The sequence below is a fragment of the Mesorhizobium sp. M1312 genome, assembly GCF_040318115.1.
Taxonomy (GTDB): Bacteria; Pseudomonadota; Alphaproteobacteria; order Rhizobiales; family Rhizobiaceae; genus Mesorhizobium.
This window is the reverse complement of record NZ_JAMYLQ010000001.1, coordinates 191,341-213,144: the sequence shown is the minus strand read 5'-3', so window position 1 is coordinate 213,144 and position 21,804 is coordinate 191,341. Positions and strand designations below refer to the sequence as shown.

Below are 21,804 nucleotides of genomic sequence, written 5' to 3'. Positions count from 1 at the left end.
GGTGATCGCGCCCTTCTTCAAGCAACTGTTGTGTCACGCTCCCGTGAGTCGGGCAAGAGCGTCGTCCATGACTGCCGGCGGCAGCTCGATCAATCGTGGCGCTTCAGTGAACAGCAGCGCCGCCGAGACCTCGTGCTCGGGATAAAGCGGCTGGAGCAGCGCGCGATAGAGCGCGAGCTGCAGGACATAGGCCTGTGGAACGTCCGACAGGGTTGCTGGCGCCGGCCGGTTGGTCTTGTAGTCGACGATCGACACCTTGCCTGATGTGACCGCCAGCCGGTCGATCTTGCCGGAGATCGAGCGCAACTTGCCCTTCACGTTCAGGCTGCCCATGACCGCGACTTCAGCGCGCGACGATGATGCAAACAATGGCGCGAAACGGCTGTCGGCAAGGATCGCTGCCACCGAGGCCAAGGCCTTGTCGCGCTCGGTTTCAGGCCATTGCGCGCCGGCGCGCCTGAGATAGCGTTCCGCGGCATCGCGGCGTTCGGCCTCCGCAATGCCGGGCAGCATCTGCAGCAATTTGTGCAGCGCCAGCCCCCGCATCACCGCAAAGCCTGACTCCTTCTCAGCGTCCAGCACCGGCGAGCCGGTGTCGATCACCGCTTGCTTGGCCTCGTCGATCAGCGCCGAGGCGCCGGACGGCGACAGCGGGCGCGGCAGGTCCTCGAAGGGCGGCAAGGGCTGGAACAGGGTCTTCGGCAACGGCTCGAACTGGTGCGCCTGCCGCGCCTCTTCGGCCGCCGCCTGTGCGACCGGCGGCAATTTTGTCACATGAAAGCGATGCACGGTCTCGCCGGTGGCGGGGTGCTGCCGCTCGATGCTTTCGGGGGCGCCGACCAGCGCGCGGCTGACGATGGAATGCCAGGTGCCGGCGTTCGGTGCCCGCTTGCCGTGATAGCCGCAGACGATCAGCCGGTCCTCGGCGCGGGTCATGCCGACATAGAGCAGCCGGCGGTATTCGTCGTCGGCCAGCTCGCGCGCGCGGACCGAAGCGGCCCGTGAAAATCCATTGGCGACATCGCTGGCCGAACGCCAGAGATAGCCCTTGCCGTCCCAGTGTTCGCCCGAGCCATCGAACGGCATCAGCCGCGGCAAATGGCGATCGCTGAACGGCGCCGAGCCACCATCGACCAGGAACACGACAGGCGCCTCCAGGCCCTTGGCGGCATGCACGGTCATGACACGAACCTCGTCGCGGGTCTGGTCCATTTCGCGCTTGATCTCGGGACCGGCATTTTCCAGCGTCGCCAGGAAGGATTCCAGCCCCGGCAGGCCGGTCCGCTCCTCGGCCAGGCAGAAGCTCAGAAACTCGTCGAGGATGTCGCCGGCCTCCGGCCCGAGCCGCCCGATCATCTTCTTGCGCAGGCCGTCGCGGGCGAGAGCCCCGGCATAGAATTCGAACACCGGCTTGAATGCGGCTTCATCGGACCATGTGTCGAGCTGGGCAGCGACTGCGGCCAAGGCAGCGCTTTCGCCGGCTTGCTGCCTGAGCGATGCTATCAAGGAGAGGCCGGACGGCCGCGCGCCGGCGAGCGCGAAAAGCATCTCTTCCGAAACATCGAAAATCGGGCTGCGCAGCACGGCGGCAAGCGACAGATCGTCCTCAGGCTGGACAAGAAAGTGGCCGAGCGCAATCAGGTCCTTCACCGCGATATGGCCGGGCAGGCTGAGCCGGTCGGCGCCGGCGACCGGGATGTTGCGGCGCTTCAGCGCGCGCGTTAGCGCATGGACGAAACGATCGCGCTTACGCACCAGCACCAGCACGTCGCCGGGCCGAAGCTTCTTGCCGCGGCCTTCGATGATCTCGCCGACGCCGATCCAGCCGGCAATGGTTGCCGCCACATTTTCGGCAACGCGCACCGCCGGCGCGTGGGCGTGGTCGACGGCTTGCGTCCAGTCGTCGGGTTCGTCGACGACGTCGGCGCCGATCGACGGCCAGACCTCGACATAGCCCGGCGCATCCGTGCGGATCGCCTTGTGGTTCAGCGGGTCGGGATCGTGGCTGATGCCGCGCCGCACGGCTGGGTCGGCAAAGACACGGTCCACCGCCGCAAGCACGTCGTCGGTCGAGCGGAAGGACCAGGTCAGCTTGAGATCGGCGAAGTCGGCGTTGGCGTCGCGCACCTTTCCGGCAAACAGCAGCCTTGAGTCGGCGAAGGAGTCGGGCGCCGCTCCTTGAAAGGAATAGATCGACTGTTTTTCGTCGCCGACGGCAAAGACCGTGCGGTGGACCGTGTCGCGCGCGCCGAGCCCGGCAAAGAATTCCTCGGCCAGCCGCTTCACCACCTCCCACTGGTCGGGACTGGTGTCCTGCGCCTCGTCGAGCAGGATATGGTCGATGCCCTGGTCGAGCTTGTATTGCACCCAAGGGCCGGCGTCGGGCCGCGCCAGGAGATTGACCGTTCGGGTGATGAGATCGTTGAAGTCGAGAAAGCCGCGGGCGCGCTTCAAGTGCTCGTAGCGGGCGATCAGCCAGTCGGCGATGGTCAGCGCGGCACGTGTGCCCTCCAGCATCCTGAACAAGGCCAGCCGGTCGGAGATTTCGAGGATGGCTTCGGCCGCTAAGAGATAGCGCTCGGCAAGATCCGGCAGCCGGTCGAGCAACGCCTTCTTGAACGTCTTTGCCGGCTCATAAGGCTCGCCATCGGCTCGCAGGAAGGCTTTTGCCAGCAATTGCAACCGGCGAACCGGCTCATCCTCGGCGAAGGCAAGATGGGCGTAGGGCAGCAAATTGTTCAGCACGATGCGTGCATCGGCGGCCTCAGCGGCACTGGCAAAGGTGACGAAATAGTCCGGCAGGAAGCCCGGCAGCGGCCAAACGGACGCCGCCAGGCCTTCGGCGGTCTGGCCGGCGCGAAACCTAAACTCGCCGAACAGCGCCCGGAAGCCATCGCCGCCGGCCGCGCTGATGAAGGCGCGCAGACCGTCGCGCTTGCGCACGATCTCGGTCAGCAAGGCGTCGAGCCCGTGTTCGCCGCCGCGTTCCAGAATGGTGGCGAAAGCCTCGGCCAGCCCCGCATCGCCGGCGGCTGTGCCCGAGATCATGTCGCGGCGGGCGGCGGCGAAGAGCGACGCCTCCATCTGCGGATCGAGCATTTCGAAATGAGCCGGTATGTTGGCTTCCAGCGGGAACTGGTGCAGCACCGATTCGCAGAAGGCGTGGATGGTCTGGATCTTCAGCCCGCCCGGCGTTTCCAGCGCCTCGGCGAACAGCCGGCGGGCGCGGCGCATGGTTTCGCGATCGGGCTGGCGACCGTCCAGCCCCTCTATCCTTGCCGCCAGTTCGACGTCGCCAAGCGCCGTCCACTCCGACAGCGTCGAAAACACCCGGTTCGACATGTTGGCGGCGGCAGCACGGGTATAGGTCAGGCACAGGATCTTCGACGGATCTGTGCCGCGCAGCAAGAGCCGGATGACGCGCTGGGCCAGCACATGGGTCTTGCCCGATCCGGCATTGGCCGACACCCAGGCGGAATTTTGCGGGTCGGAGGCGCTGGCCTGGCTGGCGGCGGTATCCGTCGGGATGGGATAGGCCTTCTTCATGCCTCCCCTCCCTCGTCGTCGGCGTCGCCGCCGGCTGACCATTCGAGCACGCGGGCGAGATGGTCGTAATCGCCATCGGTCTCGCCCTCGCGGAACGGCAGCGCGCGCGACAGATAGAAGGTCGCCGGGTCGGCATAGTGGATCAGCAGTTTTTCGAGCCGCGCCCAGGCCTCCTCGGCGAGATCGGCGGCGGTTCGCGGCTTGCGGTTGTATTCGAGAATCGATTCCTCGAACACCTCGCCATTCGGCTTCAGCCTGATGAAGGCCAGCTGCGACGGCTCGCGCGCGCCAAGCCCCTTGAAAGCGCCGCGCCTGAGCAGCGCGCCCTCAAGCGCCAGTTGCGGCGAAAGCAGCGTATGGGCCTGTGCCTTGGACGGCGAGGAGCCGGTCTTGTAGTCCAGGATGTCGGCCATGCCGCCGGCCAGGAGGTCGACCCGATCGGCATAGCCGGACAGCGTCACGCCGGACTGGCCCACGCCGGTTTTTTCGGCGCGTTCCTCCGCATGCCGCATGGACACGGCGAAGGCGCGGCCGCGCTCCCATTCGATGATGCCGGCGGCGAGCTTTTCGAAGCGCGGCCACCACACCGCCTCGACATCGGGAGGAAGAGCGGCCTCGGCAAAGCATGCGCGGCCGGCAGCGATGAGGCCGCCCAGCGCCTCCGGCACGAGCGGATCGGCCACTGTCCGCGAAAAAAGATGCAGGATGGCGTGAAACAGCGTGCCGCGCTCGGCAGCGCCCGGGTCGCGGATGACCGGATCGAGCGGCATCAGGCCGAGGATCCTCCTGGCATAGACCGCGTAGGGGTCGCGGCGCAGCGTCTCGATCTCGGTGACGGAGAAATGCTGCGGCCGCACAGCCAGCGGTGGCTTCGGCTGCGGTCGCGGCGCGAAGTCTCTTCTTTCGCCGGCATCGAGCGCACGGGCCCAGGACAGGAATTCATCCCCACGCCGGCGAAGCACCGCCGCATGGTCCTTGCCGATGAAGGTCAGGAGACGCTGCAGCCAGCGCGACGGCACCGCCGGCGCGTCACCCGAGCGGGCGGAGCGCGCAAGCACCACTTTCTTCGCCCCCATCGCCATCTGGAAATCATGGGCGGCCAAGCCGATGCGTCGTTCGGGCGGTTCGAGATCGATGCCGGTCTTCATCAGCCGAGACATGAAGCGATCGCTTTCCGGCTTGCGCGGCCACACGCCTTCGTTGAGCCCGCCAATGACCAGCATGTCGAGGTTCTGCAACCGGGCTTCCAGCGCACCCCAGATGGCGATATTCCTGTCGGTCCCTTGTGCCGGCTTGACGGTTTCGGGCGCGATCAGCGCTTCCATCACATCGGGCCATTCGTCCGCCGCGAAAGAGAACGACGCTGAGGCAGCGACCAGCCCGCGCAAGAGCTCGGCGACCTTTTCGCCGGCATCGCCGGCATAGAGTTCGCTCAGGCTGCCATCCGCGGTGCGGCCCAGACTTTCGAGCGCGACGACGCTGGCCCGGGTCAATTCGGCAAGATCGGCTTCGGCTTGACTGCGAAAGGCGGTCAGCGGCGCCAGCGCAGCGGCAAGGCGGACGAGCAATTCGCGGGCGCGCTCGATATTTCGGACAGTCAGGCGGGAAAACCAGAACGGCGGGCGGGTGCCGCCCAGGCCGGTGAGGCGGGCCTCGAAGAGCTCGGGCAGCGATGCGATGTCGGGGCGGCCGGTGCCGCCGCGCAGCGCCACCAGTTCGACGATCTCCGCCGCATGACGGACGCTTGTGCGTTCCAGGCCGAGGCGAAGCAACGGGTGCTTGAGCAGCGACAGCAGAGCGACCGGATCGCCGGGGCGGAAAGCGGCCTGGAGCGCCAGCCTGAGCAGGCCGGCAGCTGGCGTGTTGATGAGCGGGGTGCCGCCCGAATCGTCGGCGACGACCCCGAACCGCAAGAGCTCGACTGAGACGCGCCGCGCCAGGGCGCGATCGCCGGTGACGAGTGCGGCGCGCTGGCCGGGCTGCTCGACGGCCTGTTTGAGTGCAACGGCGATCGCCACCGCTTCGTCGCGTTCGCTGGCGGCTTCGAGAAGCGTCACGTCGGCGAAGGCTTCGGTGACATCGCCGGCCGTAAAGCGCGCGCGCGTCTCGGCCCACAGCTCGGTGGTCTCAGCCGGCCGCAGCGCCTCGCCGACAAGTGCGGCACGCAGCGCGAGCGGCCTTTCGGCAACGGCGATCTCCCCGACATCGCCGCGCAGCACGCCGATCTTGCCGATCAGTTTTGCCAGGCCGTATTGCGGGTGGCCAAGCAAGGCCGGCCGGGCGCCAGGTGCGGCGATCGCCGCGAAAGACGGCTCATCCAGCATCAGGTCGAGGCCGGGCAGCACGACCGCGCCGCTGGGCAGGCCCGCGATCACCGCAAGCAGCTCGGCGGTGGCGGGAATGGACCCGGTGGAGCCGGCGGCGATCACCGGTCCGGCCGGAGGATTGCGCTTCAGCCGCGCCGCTTCCAGCCTTATCAGCGCATTGCGATGCGCGGCAGGGTTGGAGCGATTGCGTTCCTCGAGAAGATTCGGCCAGTTTTCGGTGACGATACTCAGGAAGTCGAGCGTCACTTGCCACCAGCCGGCAAGATTGCCGGTCACCAGATCGGCGAGCCTGGTCCAGTCCGTACCTTCCGTCTCGATCTCGTCCATCAGCCGGGCCAGGTCGCGCGCCAGCCAGATGGCGTCGGCGGCCGACGCCGGCACGACGATCTCTTCGTCGAAAAGTGCCGCGACATGCGCTGGCAGGCGGCGTTTCCAGGCGCTGACCAGCGGCGCCAGCAGCAGCAGGCGCTCGATCGCGGCGATCGGCGGTGCGAGGTCAATCGCGGCGGATGCGTCGGCCGCAAATGCAGCTTCGTCCTCGTCGAACTCGCCGAGCGGCCGGATGACCGGCAGGATCGCCGAGCGGCCCCCCAGACGGTCGACGAAGACGCCGCGCAGCGCTCGTGCCGCGCGGCGCGTCGGCACGTAGATGGTGGCGTCGGCCAGCGCCAGCGGGTCGCCGTCGAAGCGGAAATCGGAAACGAGGCGTCCTGACAGCAGGGCCTCGGCCAGCGTCGGCAGAAACGGCGCTCCGGGCGGGATCGAGAAAACGCGGCGGGAGCCGCTCATTTCAACTCGGTGAGAGCGCTGGTCAACTCGGTAAGAGTGCCGGGCGACTCAGCAAGAGCGGTGGCAACGGCCGCTTCCGCAAGCGGAATGGCGTCGGGCGTGCCGACGGTGATCCAATGGCCGTGCATTACCATGCCGTACAGGCGGCCGGCTGCGATAGCCGCATCGAAATAGGCGTTGAGCGAGTGTGGGCCGGCTGGCGCATCCTTGAAAAGCCTGGGATGGACGATCGCCGCGCCGGCATAGATCAGGCCTGTCGGGTCGCCTTTCGAACGCCGCAAGGCGCCGGCCGGCGACATCATGAAATCCGTGCCGCCGCTGTGCCCGGTTGCTGACTGGGGTTCCGCGAGCATCAGCAGAATATCCATTTTCGCCGCGTCCCATGCAAGGGCGAGGCGGGCAAGGTTGGGCACGCCGCTGTCGATCCAGAAGGTGTCGGCGTTGACAATGTAAAAGGGACCCCCTCCCAGTTCCGGCAAAGCATGGACGATACCGCCGGCGGAATCGAGCAGTCTTTCGCTTTCGTCGGAAATGACGACCCGCGGGGCGCGGCGCGCGGCGACATGGGCGACGATCTGCTCGGGAAAATAATGGACGTTGACCATCGCCTTGTCGACGCTGGCCTGGGCCAGGCTGTCCAGGCTCCAGTCGAGCAATGTCTTGCCTGATATCTTGACCAGCGGCTTCGGCATCGTGTCGGTGATTGGCCGCATGCGCTTTCCGAGCCCAGCGGCAAGCACCATTGCGATCTTGGGGCGCGTCGTCACAGCGATCGTTCCTCCAACAGGCCGTGGGCGGTATAGAAATCCCGCAGGCTGGCCAGCCCGGGATGCGCCAGCGCTCGCCGGAGATAATCGCGAATGCGCGGCAGGTGTTTTAGATAATAGGGTTTGCCGTCGCGCTTTTCGAGCCGAACAAAAATGCCGAGAATCTTCGAATTGCGCTGCGCCGCCATGATCGCATAGGTTTCGACGAATTCGTCTTCGTTAAAAGCGCCAGCCTTATGGCGCGCGGCGATATAGGCATCGAGCGTCCGCCGCTCGATCTCAGGCGAAATCGTAACGCGGGCATCCATGGCGAGCGAGGCGAGATCGTAGGCGGAAGGGCCGATCAGCGCGTCCTGGACATCGACGATGCCGAGGCGATCGTGTCCGGTACGCTCGCCGCGCCAGATGATGTTGGGCGAATGAAAATCGCGCAGCATGAGCGTGTATTCGCGCCCCTCCAACCGGTCGAGAACCGCATTCCATTCTTTTGTATAACCGGCGCGCAAGGCATCGTTTGCCGGGTGGCCTGATATAGCCGGCACATACCAGTCGAGCAGCAATTCGGCTTCGATCATCATGGCGTCGCGGTCGAAAGGCGGCACGTTATGAACGACGCCGGGCGCAGCCTCGATGCGATCGGGCCACGTCTTGCCGTGCATCATGGCAAGCAGTTCGGCCGCCGACGCGTAGCGCTCCGCCACAGGCCGACCGTGCTGGCCGAGAAAACCCTCCGAGCCGAGATGCTCGAGCAGAAGAAATCCCTGGTCCAAGTCCTGCGCGTGGATCTCCGGGGCGCTGACGCCGCCGGCCCGCAACGCCCGGTCGATGGCGACGAAGGCCGCGACGGATTGCGCGGTGTGGGCAATCACCGCATAGGGCTTGCCGTCGCGGACCGGCGGCCCGAGCACCAGCCGCGGCGAGTTCATCAACACGCGCCGCGGCAGGCCGGCCAGCGAGACGATCTCATAGGAGCGGGCCGAGGCGTCGCCGATAAAATAGCGTCTCTGCGCTTCGCCCCAGCCAGCTCTTTCCAGAAAATCGCGCATTGCCAGCGATCGCGCCGTGCGCTCGACCGCTGCGCCTTGTCCCGACAATCTCGCCAGGCGGCCGTCGTCCTGATGGACCAGTTCGATCAGCACCGAAGTCTTTGGCAAATAGGCCTCTGCCCGTTCCGGCCATTCGACCAGGGCAGCGCCTTGCGCCAGCGCCTCATCGAAACCCAGCTCGTCCAGTTCGGACGCCGAGGACAGGCGATAGAGGTCGAAATGATGGACGGGAACGCGCGCTTCATAGCTCTGGACGAGCGTGAAGGTCGGGCTCGGCACGTCGAGACCGGCATCGTCGGTCATGGCCCTGATCAGTGCCCGTGCCAAACTCGACTTGCCGGCGCCGAGATCGCCTTTGAGAGCCAGCACGTCGCCAGGGCGCAGCGACATGGCCAGATCCTCGCCCAGCCTTGCGGTCGCAGCCTCGTCGGCGAGAAAACGCTCCAGCACCATGCCTGCCATCGAACGCGCTACTCGGCCGCCGCGCGGATGCCGGACGGCGTGTCGGGAAAGGCACAAATGACGGTGGTGCCCATGTCCTTGCCGGTCTCGATGCGGACGCTGCCGCCATGCAACTCGACAAAGCTCTTGACGATCGACAGGCCGAGGCCGGCGCCGCGCCGGCGGCCGCCATTGGTGCGCGGTTCGAAACGGCGGAACACCGAATCGAGCAGGTCAGGCGGCATGCCGGGACCATCGTCGTGAACGGAGAATTCCACGCCTTCGGCAAGCGAGCGGCAGGTGAGCGTGATGGTGCTCGCCTCCGGAGCGTAGTTCGCGGCATTGCTCAGCAGATTGTAGAGGATCTGGCGGATGCGGGTTTCGTCGCCGTGAAACGTCTTTGGCGCGGTAGCCGCATCGACCTTGAGCCTGATTGCATGCTCCTCCAGCCGGTCGGCAACAAGCTCGGCAGCGGCAGCGATGGTCCGGTCGACGTGAACTTCGGAGATATCGAGCTCCATGATGCCGGCATCCACGGTCGCCAGGTCGAGGATGTCGTTGACGATGGTGAGCAGGACCGAGGAAGACGAGCTGACATGCTCGACATATTCGCGCTGCTTCTGGCTCAATGGCCCGGTCGAGGGCAGTGAAAGAAGCTCGGTGAAGCCGATGATGTTGGTCAGCGGCGAGCGCAATTCGTAGGAGACGTGCTGCACAAACTCGTTCTTGAGCTGGTCGGATTTTTCCAATGCCTCGTTCTTGTCCTTCAGCGCCCGCTCGACATTGACGCTGTCGGTGACGTCGACGAAGGTCATCATCACCTGCCCGTTGGGCAGCGGGATCATCGCGTAGCGCAGCACGTTGCCGTTGTTCAGCTCGGTCTGGCCGTGGCGGTCGCGGCGCTCATCGTCGAAACCGGTGATGGCGGCAACGAACCCGCGCCAGGGACTGTCAGCGGCGCGCCGGTCGCACAGATCGCGGATCGTGGAGACGTGAACGTTGGGCTTGGCGGCGTCGGCGTCCAGTCCCCAAAGTGCTGCGAATGCCGGGTTCGACAATCTGAGCCTGCCGTCGGGGCCGAACACGGCCACGCCTTCGGCAAGATTGTCGAGCGTTTCGCCCTGGACCCGCACCGCGGTCTGGTAGCGGCTTTCGAGGTCCATCTTCTCGGTCAGGTTCTCGAACACCCAGGTCACGCCGCCCTTGGGCTGCGGATTGGCGACGACGCGGATGGTCTTGCCGTCCGGCAGATGCCACCAATGTTCCTGCGACTCGACCGCGCGATAGGCGCCAAGCAGGCTTTCCTTCCAGCGCCGCCATTCGGGCTGCTCGGCGATCTTGCCTTCGCTGCGCAGTCGGTCGAGCAACAAGGCATTGTCGGGAGCGCTGTGCAGGAAGCCGCTGTCGAGACCCCATAGTTTCTGGAACGCCTGGTTGAAAAACCGCAGCTTTTCGTCGGTATCGAAAATCGCCACGGCGGTGTTGAGCTGATCGAGCGTGTCGGCGTGGCTGCGCACGGTCCGCTCATATTCGTTACGGATAGTTTCGATGGCGCTGGTGTCGCAGGCAAGACCCGCCGAGCCGTCGGCACCGGCGAAGTCGGTCACGGCGAACATGCGGCGGTCGCCTTCGATCACGGTGGAAAGCGCCTGCTCGAAGACGGGATGCGACTTGTGCTGTGCAGCGATCGCATCGCGCGCCTGGCCACCCAAGAATTCCTTCGCGTCGCGAACCGCCGCTTCGGCGTTTTCCGCCTCGACCGCCTTGGCATAGGCGCGGTTGACCCACTTCAGCCGCCCGTTCGCCGTGCGCAGCCATGCTGGCATGCTGAGTGCGTTGAGAAGGCCGAGCATGGTGTCATAGTCGGCGGCGAGACGCTGGTTCTCGATTTTCAGCCTGGCCTCGCTTCGCTGCGTTTCTGAAAGCGAGACGAAACGGACGACCACGTGTGCTGCGCTCTTGCGCCCGTGCACTTCGAGCGGCGCTCCAGCCTGCGATTCGATAACGAGGTCGAACGGCTTCGCCTTTTCCCGCAGTCTCGCCACGGCATTTTCGAGCGCCGCCGCCGAGCGCGGCATCAGCCAACGGCCAAAGGCGAGGAAGGCGGCACGGTCTTCCGGAGCGCCGCTCTCAACCGGCAATGTCCCGACGAGCTCGGGTTTCTTGTTTTCCGAGGCCCATACGACGACACGCTGGCCGCGCAGGTTGAGCAGCGCCTCGGAGCGCTGCAGCGCTGCGTTGACGTCGGCCAGGCGGGCTCTGAGTTCGACATTCTGCGCCGAGGTGCGCGCCCGTTCGCGGATCAGGAAAATGGCCGAGACAAGTGCGGCGCCCATGACGCCGACAAACATCGCGAGTTGCATGACCTCGACGGTGCTGACCGACAGCCCGGCTTTGGACGCAGCAGCGGGTCCAGCATGTGCCGAACGGCCAAGCAGCGGACCGACGAGCGCGGACGAAGCAAGCAATTTTCCGACGCGGCTACCAGCGCGCCATAAGAGGCTTCCGCCTCTGGCAGCGGAAACCTTCGTTGCCGAATCGTTGTGGCCGCCGGAAACGGCCTGTCCCGCGCAAGGCGGGTAATCCCCCGGCATGTCCTGGTCCTCTTCGCCGCCTGAATGCAAGACCGCCCTGATGCGGGTGTCGGCCCTCGTCCCCCGGACCCGCGAATCAGCACCATAGCGCTTGCGCGAATCGGCGTGAAGAATCAATCAGCGCAAAAATAATGCCGGGCGAAAAGTCAATCGCCCGGCATCAATATCTAGTGGTAACTTCAGCTGTGGTTAATAGCGGTAGTGTTCCGGCTTGAACGGCCCCTGCGGAGTCACGCCGATATAGGCTGCCTGTTCGCTGGACAGCTCGGTGAGCCGGGCGCCGAGCTTGTCGAGATGCAGGCGCGCGACCTTTTCATCGAGATGCTTCGGCAGGACATAGACCTGGTTCTGATACTGGCCGGGCTTGGTGTACAGCTCGATCTGGGCCAGCACCTGGTTGGTGAAGGACGCCGACATGACGAAGCTCGGGTGCCCGGTGGCGTTGCCGAGATTGAGCAGGCGGCCTTCCGACAACAGGATCATCCGCTTGCCGTTCGGGAAGGTGATCATGTCGACCTGCGGCTTGATGTTGGTCCACTTCAGGTTGCGCAGCGACGCCACCTGGATCTCGTTGTCGAAGTGGCCGATATTGCCGACGATCACCATGTCCTTCATCGCCCGCATATGGTCGATGGTGACGACATCCTTGTTGCCGGTGGTGGTGATGATGATGTCGGCGGTCGGGGCGGCATCTTCGAGCGTGACGACTTCGAAGCCGTCCATCGCCGCCTGCAATGCGCAGATCGGATCGACCTCGGTGACCTTGACGCGGGCGCCGGCGCCCTTGAGCGATGCCGAAGAGCCCTTGCCGACGTCGCCATAGCCGCAGACGACTGCAACCTTGCCGGCCATCATCGTGTCGGTGCCGCGGCGAATGCCGTCGACCAGCGATTCCTTGCAGCCGTATTTGTTGTCGAATTTCGACTTGGTCACGCTATCGTTGACGTTGATCGCCGGGAACGGCAGCAGGCCCTTCTTCTGCAACTGATAGAGGCGGTTGACGCCGGTGGTGGTCTCTTCGGTGACGCCGCGGATCGCTTCCTTCTGCTTGGTGAAGAAACCGGGCGATGCCGCCATACGCTTCTTGATCTTGGCAAACAGGATTTCTTCCTCCTCGCTGCCCGGATTGGAGAGCACATCCTCGCCGGCTTCGGCACGCGCGCCGATCAGGATGTACATGGTGGCGTCGCCGCCATCGTCGAGGATCATGTTGGAGGTGCCGCCATCGGCCCACTGGAAGATATTGTCGGTGTAGACCCAGTAGTCCTCGAGCGTCTCGCCCTTGACGGCGAAGACCGGAATGCCGGCCTCGGCGATGGCCGCGGCCGCATGGTCCTGGGTCGAGAAGATGTTGCAGGAGGCCCAGCGGATATCGGCGCCGAGCGCCTTCAGCGTTTCGATCAGCACCGCCGTCTGGATGGTCATGTGCAGCGAGCCGGTGATGCGCGCGCCCTTGAGCGGCTGCGCCTTGCCGAATTCTTCGCGGCAGGCCATCAGACCCGGCATTTCGGTTTCGGCGATCTCGATCTCCTTGCGGCCCCAGCCGGCAAGCGAGATGTCGGCGACCACATAGTCATTGCTACCCGTCATGGCAGTGCTCCGATCAAGAATTGTCTTCGGGATGCGCCCGCGCCGGAAGGCGTGTCGAAGGGCGCGAGTTGCCGGCCTGACTAGCAGATCGTCGGTCGGACGACAATGGGATATAAAGAAATCTTTATCCGTGCATGTCTTCGGGGGCGCCTCGGCGCGAAACCGGAATTGATTTTGGAAGCAGGATGTCCAACGGACGTGCGGCGCTCTGGGCGTCAGGACTCCTCGCCGAAGCGGGAGGCGACCAGTTGCTCCAGCGCGTCGATCACCTGCTCGGCCTGCGGGCCGCTGGCGGTGACGCGGATCGAATAGCCGGGGCTCGCCGCCAGCATCATGAGGCCCATGATCGAGGTGCCGCCAACCGTGACGCCGTCCTTCTCGACCTGGACGGAGGCGTCGAAGCCGCTGGCGACCTGAACGAACTTCGCCGAGGCGCGGGCATGCAGGCCACGCTGGTTGACGATCGGAAATTCCCGGACGATGTCACCTTTCTTGGCCGACACCGCGTTCATTTGCTGCTCAGCAGCTGGCTGGCGACATTGATGTATTTGCGGCCGGCCGCCTGCGCCTCGTCCAGCGCTGCGCTCATATTGTCGCCCTTGCGAATGCTGGACAGCTTGATCAGCATCGGCAGGTTCATGCCGGCAATGACTTCGGTACGACCGGATTCCATCACCGAAATGGCGAGATTGGAGGGCGTTCCGCCAAACATGTCGGTCAAAACGATGACCCCCGCCCCGGTGTCGACACGGGCAACGGCGTCGACGATGTCGCTGCGGCGCTGCTCCATATCGTCATCGGCGCCGATCGCCACGGTCTCGAAACTGTCTTGTGGCCCGACGACATGTTCCACGGCATGGCGGAATTCGGCGGCCAGTTGACCGTGCGTTACAAGCACGAGTCCGATCATTCTTTGGTGGCTCCCGTCATCGCCGCTTCATAGGCGTTTCATGCTCGCCGGCCATTTCAGGCGGCGGGAGCGCTATCTTGTCGACGCGAGACGCGTTGACAAGCCCAAAATTGCACCGGCCCAGGCCATTTTGACGCATTGCAGCAAAAAACCGGGAACCGGGTCATACGAAAGGCGCAATTGGCAGCCGCGCCATCATGGCCAGCAAGGCGGGGGAGACGTTGCGTTCGGCAAAATCGATTCGCGGCACCAGAACGCCCGCGATCGGCTCGCCGAGATCTTCCTGGAAACGGGCCATCTCGTTTGCTGGCACCAGCCGGACATGAAGGTCGATCACGCCGCCGGGCTCGAACGACAATGGCCGCGGACCGAATCCGGGCACCTCGGCGAGGCCGGCGATGGGGGTGGGCACCCGGCAAACCAGCCGCCCCGCATGATTGGCAGCGAGGAGCCTGTCGTCACCGATCAGCCGCGAAAACAATCCATGCTGGCGGCAATGATCGATGAGGGCGAGCGCCAGCGTGGTCTTGCCCGAGCCGGACGGTCCCGTGATGAGGACACCACGCTCGCCGATCAGGATCGCCGTGCCGTGAATGTTCTCGGCCTGCACAGTCGAATCAGGCATGATCTTGTCCGAAACCCGGTTCCCACTTTTCGCTGCCGCGGACCCACTTTTCGGAGCCATGTTTTTTGGTTTGCGCATGATCTTATCCGAAAACCGGTGCCCACTTTTTGGGATCATGCGTCAGCCTTCGGCCGGCAGTGTCACGACGAAGCGCGCGCCCTTGATCTCGCCGGGTTTGGTGCCCGGGATGTTCTCGGCGGTCAGCGTACCGCCATGGGCTTCGACGATCTGCCTGCTGATCGACAGGCCGAGGCCTGAGTTCTGGCCGAACGCCTCGCCGGCCGGCCGGTCGGTGTAGAAGCGTTCGAAGATGCGGTCGATGTTGTCGGCCCTGATACCGGGACCATTGTCGTCGACGGTGATGATGTTGACCTTGCCGGCGCGCGCCAGAGATATGGCGATGTGGCCGCGCTCTTCAGGAACGAAGGAGCGGGCATTCTCAATCAGATTGGTGATGACCTGGCCGATCCTCAGATCATGGCCGGCGACGAAATAGCCTTTGACGCCCTGCGGCAGTTTGGCGACCTTGAACTCGATGTCGACCGTCTTCTTGTTGCGCGTGGCCGTGCGCGAAACGTCGACCAGATCCGTGATGAATTTCTTGAGATCCACGGTTCCTGCGTCTTCCCGCGCGAGCTCGGCGTCAAGACGGGAGGCGTCAGAAATGTCGGTGATGAGACGGTCCAGCCGCCTGACGTCGTGCTGGATGATCTCCATCAGCCGGCCGCGCGACGTGTCGTTCTTGGCCAGCGGCAGGGTCTCTACCGCGCTGCGCAGCGAGGTAAGCGGGTTCTTCAATTCGTGCGAGACGTCGGCCGCGAAACTTTCGATCGCCTCGATGCGGGCGTAGAGCGCATTGGTCATGTCGCGCACGGCGATCGACAGATTGCCGATCTCGTCCTGCCGGTCGGAGAAGTCCGGGATTTCCTCGCGATTCTTGACGCCGCGCCGCACCCTGACCGCCGCCGCAGACAGCCGGCGCAGCGGGTTGGCGATGGTCGAGGCGAGCAGCATCGACAGGATGGCGGTGACAAGGGCGGCGATGCCGAAAACGCGCAGGATCGCCTTGCGCTCGGCCGCGACGATCTTGTCGATGTCGCCGCCTTCCGTCGACAGCATCAGCACGCCGAGGACGGCGCGGAAGCGCTGGATCGGCACAGCGACCGAAACAATCTGCTCGCCCTGTTCGGAGATCCGCACGATGGTCGACGGGCTGCCGGTAAGCGCCTTGACCACCTCCGGAAATGCAGCGCCATTGCCGCCCGGCTGTTCGTGGTAGACCGGCAGCGCGGTGTTGCGGAAGAAGTCGAAGACGAATTTCTGGATACGCTCCAGAAGGTCGGGTTCTTCCGCGGCGACCGGCGGCAGATCGTAGCGAAGGATCTGGCCGCGCGAATAGAGATGGCGGGAATCGAGCAGCAGATTGGCGTCGCGGTCATAGATGCGGGCGCGCGTCCGTGTCGGCGAAATCAAGCGCCTGAGCACCGGCGCGACGCGCTCCGGATTGATCGGAAAATCCAGATTGTCGAGCTGATCGGAGCCGGGACCCAGGCTTTCGCCAGCCTGCAGTTCAAGCAGCTTTTCCGGATCGATGCTGATCGAATCGGTCTCGACCGTCGCTGACGCCGCGATCGCGCCGGCGATGATCTCGCCCTGGGTCATCAGGCTCTCGACGCGGGCATCGATCAGCCCGTCGCGAAACGTGTTGAGGTAAAGTATGCCGGTGACCAGGACGGCCAGGCCGGCGAGATTGAGGAAGAGAATGCGCCGCGTCAGGCTGGAAAAGATATGGTGGCCGAGGAAGCGGCGCATCGGCACCGTGATTCTCGACAGGAATGCGGGCAGAATCCGCGACGGACGCCGGGCGCCCGTTCGTCTCACTCGCTCTACGTCCACTGCCATCGAATAGCAGCCCCCGCTGAATTCATGCTTCGCGGAACCGATATCCGACTCCGTAAAGGGTTTCGATCATCTCGAAGTCATCATCGACGGCCTTGAACTTCTTGCGCAGCCGCTTGATGTGACTGTCGATGGTGCGGTCATCGACATAGACCTGCTCATCATAGGCCGAATCCATCAGCGCATCACGGCTTTTTACCACACCGGGGCGCTGGGCCAGAGAATGCAGGATCAGGAATTCGGTGACGGTAAGCGTCACCGGCTCGCCTTTCCAGGTACAGGTGTGACGCTCCTGATCCATGACAAGCTGGCCGCGCTCGAGCGAACGGGCCTGCTGGTTGGGCGTCTTGGCCGATGCCTCGCGGGCGCTGGCACGGCGCAGCACGGCGCGAACCCGCTCGACCAGAAGACGCTGCGAGAAGGGTTTGCGGATGAAGTCGTCGGCGCCCATCTTGAGGCCGAAAAGCTCATCGATCTCGTCGTCCTTGGACGTCAGGAAGATCACCGGGAGGTCGGATTTCTGGCGCATCCGGCGCAGAAGCTCCATGCCGTCCATGCGCGGCATCTTGATGTCGAGGATGGCGAGATTCGGCGGTCGCGCCGCCAGACCTTCCAGCGCCGACGCCCCATCCGTGTAGGTCTCGACGCGATACCCCTCCGATTCGAGGGCTATCGACACCGACGTCAGAATGTTGCGATCGTCGTCGACAAGCGCGATTGTTGCCATTTCAAGTGGCTCCCTCATGAGCTGTCCCTTCTTTGGTCGAGAAGGGGCTTTTGCAGGACAAATTAGGTACAAAATGTGGCACAGGCTTCGTCCGCTGTCACGAGCGGCATGCCGGCGGCCACTATCTCACCTCAGCATGGATTGGACCGATAAAGACCGCCAATCCTTTGGGTAACCGCCTGACTTTTTGCATATATAAACGATTTAAACAACTTTCAAAATATTTAAATCGATTAATTATTTGATATCATTTGGCTTTTCTGGTTCTCACCGTTACAGTCTCCTTCGTGGGGGGCTCCGGAATTCGCCGGCCAGGATGCTGCAATCGAAGAAGGAACCCCGCATGTCGGAAGCCGGCAAACGCAATCCCGCATGGGCGATCGACCGGATCGGCCTGAAAACCACCGGCGCGGTGCGCTATAATTTCGGCGAGGCCGTCCTTTACGAGGAAGCGATCCGACGCGGCGAAGCCCGGCTCACCGCGCATGGCGCGCTGGTCGCCGAGACCGGGCAGCACACCGGCCGCTCGCCCAAGGACAAATTCGTCGTGCGCGACGAGACCACCGGGCCGCATGTATGGTGGGACAACAACAAGGCGATTTCGCCCGCACAGTTCGACACACTGCTCGCCGATTTTCGCGCCCATGCGGCAGACATGGATCTTTATGTGCAGGACCTGGTCGGCGGCGCCGACCAGAACTTGAAGCTGACGACCAGGGTCGTCACGGAGCTTGCCTGGCACTCCTTGTTCATCCGCAATCTGCTCATTCGTCCGGAAGCCGCCGAGCTCGAGCATTTCGTGCCTGACATGACGATCATCGACCTGCCGTCGTTCCGCGCCGATCCCGTCCGCCACGGCACCCGCACCGGAACGGTGATCGCCGTCGATCTCTCTCGCATGATCGTGCTGATCGGTGGCACCTCCTATGCCGGCGAGATGAAAAAGTCGGTGTTCACCGTGCTCAACTATCTGTTGCCGGCCAAAGGCGTGATGCCGATGCATTGCTCGGCCAATGAAGGCGTCGGCGGAGACGCGGCCATCTTCTTCGGCCTCTCGGGAACCGGGAAGACGACGCTGTCGGCCGATCCGTCACGCACGCTGGTCGGCGACGACGAGCACGGCTGGGGTCCGCATGGTATCTTCAACTTCGAAGGCGGCTGCTATGCCAAGACGATAAAGCTCTCGGCCGAAGCCGAGCCGGAGATCTTCGCCACCACCCAACGCTTCGGCACGGTGCTGGAGAATGTGGTGCTCGACGCCGGCCGCGTGCCGGATTTCGACGACGGCAGCCTCACTGAAAACACGCGATGCGCCTATCCGCTCCACTTCATCCCCAACGCCAGCAAAACGGGCCGCGCCGGTCACCCGAAAAACATCATCATGCTGACCGCCGACGCATTCGGCGTGATGCCGCCGATCGCCCGGCTGACCCCGGCGCAGGCGATGTATCATTTCCTCTCCGGCTACACCGCCAAGGTGGCTGGGACCGAAAAGGGCGTCACCGAACCCGAAGCGACGTTTTCGACCTGTTTCGGCGCACCGTTCATGCCGCGCCATCCGTCGGAATACGGCAATCTGCTGCGCGAGCTGATCGCTCATCACGGTGTCGATTGCTGGCTGGTCAACACCGGCTGGACCGGCGGCGCCTATGGCACCGGCAAGCGGATGCCGATCAAGGCGACGCGGGCGCTGCTTGCCGCGGCACTCGACGGCTCGCTGAACGGGGCCGATTTCCGCACCGACGCCAATTTTGGTTTCGATGTGCCGGTGGCGGTTGCAGGCGTCGACCGCGCCATTCTCGATCCGAGGTCGACATGGGCCGATACATCAGCCTATGACCTGCAGGCGGCGCGGCTGGTCGGCATGTTCGCCATCAATTTCGAAAAATTCGAACCTCATGTCGACGCCATCGTGCTCGGCGCCGCGCCGCGCATGAGCGAAGCCGCGGAATAATCGCCGGCTGGGTACCCTGCGCCTCAAGGCCGGACCGGGATCGGGAACGCCCGACCCGGGGGATCGGGCCTTTTCTTTTTTCGTCCGCCGCGCCATGACTGCGGCATGAACGCCGACGACAAGATCATCATTGCCGACGATGCGGTGATCCATCCGGATGACCTGCACGAGGACTTCATCCGCTCGTCCGGCCCTGGCGGCCAGAACGTCAACAAGGTGGCGACGGCGGTGCAATTGCGCTTCGATGCGGCGAATGCGCCGGGCCTGTCGGAGCGCGTCCGCGAGCGAACCATAAAGCTGGCCGGCCAGCGCGCCACCAAGGACGGCGTCATCGTCATCGAGGCCGGACGCTTCCGCACGCAAGAGCAGAACCGGGCGGACGCCCGGGCGCGGCTTGCCGAACTGGTCGCCAAGGCCGCCGAACCGCCGCCGCCGCGGCGCAAGAAGACGAGGCCGTCGAAAGGCGCTGTCGAAAGGCGGCTGAAGAGCAAGGCTGGGCGCGGCACAATCAAGAAACTGCGCGGCCGGGTGGACGACGATTAGAGCGACGCGCCTCCACGATGCGGTAGGCGCGACATCGATCCCGCGGTCGAGACGGCTTCCAATTCAAGGTTGCAGATGGCAAGTTCGGTATTCGCCACAGCAAGGGAGACCGCAGATGGGCATGTTTGATTTCGTCAAGGGCGTCGGCAAGAAGCTCGGCTTCGGCGACGATGAGCCGGAGCCGACCGCCGATACACTCAAGAAGGAGCTCGATTCGCACGCGCTCGGCACCGACAATGTGGAGGTCGTCGTCAAAGGCGATACGGCCGTCCTGAAAGGCGTGGTCAAGGATCAATCGATCTTCGAAAAGGCTGTCATCGCCGTCGGCAACACGCTCGGCGTCTCCAAGGTGCAGGCGGACGAATTGCAGGTCGCCGCACCCGAGTCCGGCACACCCGCTACCGCGGCCAAGGAACCGACCTTCTACACGGTCAAGAAAGGCGACAACCTCTGGAAAATCGCCGAAAAGAGCTACGGCAAGGGCAAGGGTGCGAAGAACCCGATCATTTTCGAGGCCAACAAGCCGATGCTGACCCACCCAGACAAGATCTATCCGGGGCAAGTCCTGCGCATACCGGATCTCGACTAAGGTATGTTGATATTCAGGTGATGCCGGCCTGCAAACGGCGGTTTCCTGCGCTTCCGGTGCTCACGTACTTAAGTACGCTCCGCTCCGGTTCTCGGAAATCACCTGTTTGGTCGCTTCGCGCCCGTCTTCGACTCCGGCTCGGCCTGACCCGAATCTCGCCACACCTTAAGCTGGCGATTGCCATCCAAGGACAAGAACGGCGGCTTTCGGGTCGCCGTTCTTGTTTGTTGGTGGCATTGTCCGCCAGATGAACCCGATTAAGCGACCAAGCTGATGCTCGTTTTGCCCAAAGGCGTCCGCCACATGCCCGGCTATCTGTCCCGTGCGGTGCAGGTAGCGCTGGTCGAGGATGTGAGACGGGTCGTGCAGGAGGCCCCCCTGTTCGTGCCGGCCATGCCGCGCACCGGCAAGGAGATGAGCGTGCGCATGACCAATTGCGGTTCGCTCGGCTGGGTGACCGATAAGGAGCACGGCTATCGCTACCAGCCGACGCACCCGGTGACCGGAACGCCCTGGCCGCCGATCCCCGACGTGCTGCTGGAGCTGTGGCGGGACGTGTCTGCCTATCCGCATCCGCCGGAGGCATGCCTGGTCAATTTCTATTCGCCCGACGCGAAGATGGGCCTTCATCAAGACCGCGACGAGATCGATTTCTCCGCGCCGGTCGTTTCCGTTTCGCTGGGCGACGATTGCCTGTTCAGGGTCGGCCAGAGCACGCGCGAGGGCGGCACCAAATCGTTCAGGCTGAAAAGCGGCGATGTCGTCGTGCTTGGCGGCGAAGGCCGTCTCTGTTTTCACGGCGTCGACCGCATCTATCGCTCGACCTCGGCACTGCTGAAGAACGGCGGGCGGATCAATCTGACGCTGCGGCGGGTGACCTATCCTGGCTAGGGCGGCAGGTTTTCAAGTCGGCTCGAATCGCCGCTCTATTTCTTCAAGCATCGGATTTTTCCAAGACCGGCACCCGCTTCGGGTCACGGTCCAGGCCCGCCGCTGAACGGCCGGAAAATATCCAGCGTTCGAGAACGACAATGTTGACCGCCGGAATAAGAATGCAGGTGAGCAGTATCGGAATCGCGACCGGCAGGCCGAACTGCCCGACGAGGAGCAGCGGAACGAGATAGGCGATGGCAAGACCGAAACCGGTCAGCACGGCGAAACGCGGCGCTTCGAATTGATGCGAGCCGGCCGACATGAAGGTGAAGAACTTGTGGCCGAGATAGGAGAATACTGCCGCGACCGCATAGGCGGCGACGGAGGCTGTGGCCGGCGGCAGGTATGTTGAACCGGCACTGGCGAAGAGGCTGGCACAAAGCGCGTAGAGCACTGTGGCCGCAAGCCCCACCGAGGCGAATTTGAGAAGCCGGCGCGGAGCAAGTGTTCCGCGCCAGGCGGAAATGTCAGGCCGGCGCAATGCAGGCATTTTGATCACCGGCTGCTCCCGACAAATGCTCTGG

The 21,804-nt window shown here is 64.2% G+C and carries 16 protein-coding genes; 4 read left to right on the top strand and 12 right to left on the bottom strand.

Translation table 11 applies throughout. The features are described from left to right. Positions 1 to 33 precede the first annotated feature (33 nt). The 11 genes from addA to NKH36_RS01010 all read right to left on the bottom strand — a co-directional run bounded on the left by addA (position 34) and on the right by NKH36_RS01010 (position 17,261). Positions 34 to 3,546: a double-strand break repair helicase AddA gene (gene addA / locus NKH36_RS01060; RefSeq protein ID WP_352959735.1), complete on the bottom strand. Its 3,513-nt coding sequence runs from the start codon at positions 3,544 to 3,546 to the stop codon at positions 34 to 36. After that, positions 3,543 to 6,662: a double-strand break repair protein AddB gene (gene addB, locus NKH36_RS01055; protein WP_352959734.1), complete on the bottom strand. Its 3,120-nt coding sequence runs from the start codon at positions 6,660 to 6,662 to the stop codon at positions 3,543 to 3,545. Before addB ends, addA begins: the two co-directional genes overlap by 4 nt. Beyond that, the gene (locus NKH36_RS01050) at positions 6,659 to 7,405 is read right to left on the bottom strand and encodes a nucleotidyltransferase family protein (protein ID WP_352959837.1); all 747 of its coding nucleotides are present in this window, start codon (positions 7,403 to 7,405) and stop codon (positions 6,659 to 6,661) included. Before NKH36_RS01050 ends, addB begins: the two co-directional genes overlap by 4 nt. 20 nt (positions 7,406 to 7,425) lie before the next feature. After that, on the bottom strand, positions 7,426 to 8,937 hold the full coding sequence (tsaE, locus tag NKH36_RS01045; protein WP_352959733.1) for a tRNA (adenosine(37)-N6)-threonylcarbamoyltransferase complex ATPase subunit type 1 TsaE: 1,512 nt from the start codon (positions 8,935 to 8,937) through the stop codon (positions 7,426 to 7,428). A gap of 8 nt (positions 8,938 to 8,945) precedes the next feature. Then, a complete protein-coding gene (locus NKH36_RS01040; RefSeq protein ID WP_352959732.1) occupies positions 8,946 to 11,510 on the bottom strand; it encodes a sensor histidine kinase in 2,565 nt (854 codons plus the stop codon). 189 nt (positions 11,511 to 11,699) lie between these two features. Beyond that, positions 11,700 to 13,100: an adenosylhomocysteinase gene (gene ahcY / locus NKH36_RS01035; protein WP_352959731.1), complete on the bottom strand. Its 1,401-nt coding sequence runs from the start codon at positions 13,098 to 13,100 to the stop codon at positions 11,700 to 11,702. Positions 13,101 to 13,315: 215 nt separating this feature from the next. Further along, positions 13,316 to 13,612: an HPr family phosphocarrier protein gene (locus tag NKH36_RS01030; protein ID WP_352959730.1), complete on the bottom strand. Its 297-nt coding sequence runs from the start codon at positions 13,610 to 13,612 to the stop codon at positions 13,316 to 13,318. Continuing rightward, positions 13,609 to 14,010 carry a PTS sugar transporter subunit IIA gene (locus NKH36_RS01025; RefSeq protein ID WP_029347440.1) on the bottom strand — a complete coding sequence of 134 codons (402 nt, stop codon included), beginning with the start codon at positions 14,008 to 14,010 and terminating at the stop codon, positions 13,609 to 13,611. Before NKH36_RS01025 ends, NKH36_RS01030 begins: the two co-directional genes overlap by 4 nt. A gap of 163 nt (positions 14,011 to 14,173) precedes the next feature. After that, a complete protein-coding gene (locus tag NKH36_RS01020) occupies positions 14,174 to 14,635 on the bottom strand; it encodes an HPr kinase/phosphorylase (protein ID WP_352959729.1) in 462 nt (153 codons plus the stop codon). 120 nt (positions 14,636 to 14,755) lie between these two features. Next, on the bottom strand, positions 14,756 to 16,537 hold the full coding sequence (locus NKH36_RS01015) for a sensor histidine kinase (protein ID WP_352959728.1): 1,782 nt from the start codon (positions 16,535 to 16,537) through the stop codon (positions 14,756 to 14,758). Positions 16,538 to 16,559: 22 nt separating this feature from the next. After that, positions 16,560 to 17,261 carry a response regulator transcription factor gene (locus NKH36_RS01010; RefSeq protein ID WP_023796909.1) on the bottom strand — a complete coding sequence of 234 codons (702 nt, stop codon included), beginning with the start codon at positions 17,259 to 17,261 and terminating at the stop codon, positions 16,560 to 16,562. A gap of 343 nt (positions 17,262 to 17,604) precedes the next feature. Here NKH36_RS01010 and NKH36_RS01005 point away from each other — a divergent pair, with 343 nt between their 5' ends. From NKH36_RS01005 to NKH36_RS00990, 4 genes are all read left to right on the top strand, one after another. After that, positions 17,605 to 19,215, top strand: coding sequence for a phosphoenolpyruvate carboxykinase (locus tag NKH36_RS01005; protein ID WP_352959727.1), 1,611 nt, complete (start codon positions 17,605 to 17,607; stop codon positions 19,213 to 19,215). Positions 19,216 to 19,320: 105 nt separating this feature from the next. Continuing rightward, positions 19,321 to 19,758: an alternative ribosome rescue aminoacyl-tRNA hydrolase ArfB gene (gene arfB, locus NKH36_RS01000; RefSeq protein WP_352959726.1), complete on the top strand. Its 438-nt coding sequence runs from the start codon at positions 19,321 to 19,323 to the stop codon at positions 19,756 to 19,758. Between the two features lie 115 nt (positions 19,759 to 19,873). Next, positions 19,874 to 20,347, top strand: a complete 474-nt coding sequence (gene lysM, locus NKH36_RS00995; RefSeq protein WP_095484476.1) for a peptidoglycan-binding protein LysM — start codon at positions 19,874 to 19,876, stop codon at positions 20,345 to 20,347. A gap of 273 nt (positions 20,348 to 20,620) precedes the next feature. Then, positions 20,621 to 21,238: an alpha-ketoglutarate-dependent dioxygenase AlkB gene (locus NKH36_RS00990; protein WP_352959725.1), complete on the top strand. Its 618-nt coding sequence runs from the start codon at positions 20,621 to 20,623 to the stop codon at positions 21,236 to 21,238. 43 nt (positions 21,239 to 21,281) lie between these two features. On the opposite strand, the gene NKH36_RS00985 is transcribed toward NKH36_RS00990, so the two are convergent. After that, entirely contained in the window at positions 21,282 to 21,770 is a 489-nt protein-coding gene (locus NKH36_RS00985; RefSeq protein WP_352959724.1) for a GtrA family protein, read from the bottom strand. Positions 21,771 to 21,804: the final 34 nt, after the last annotated feature.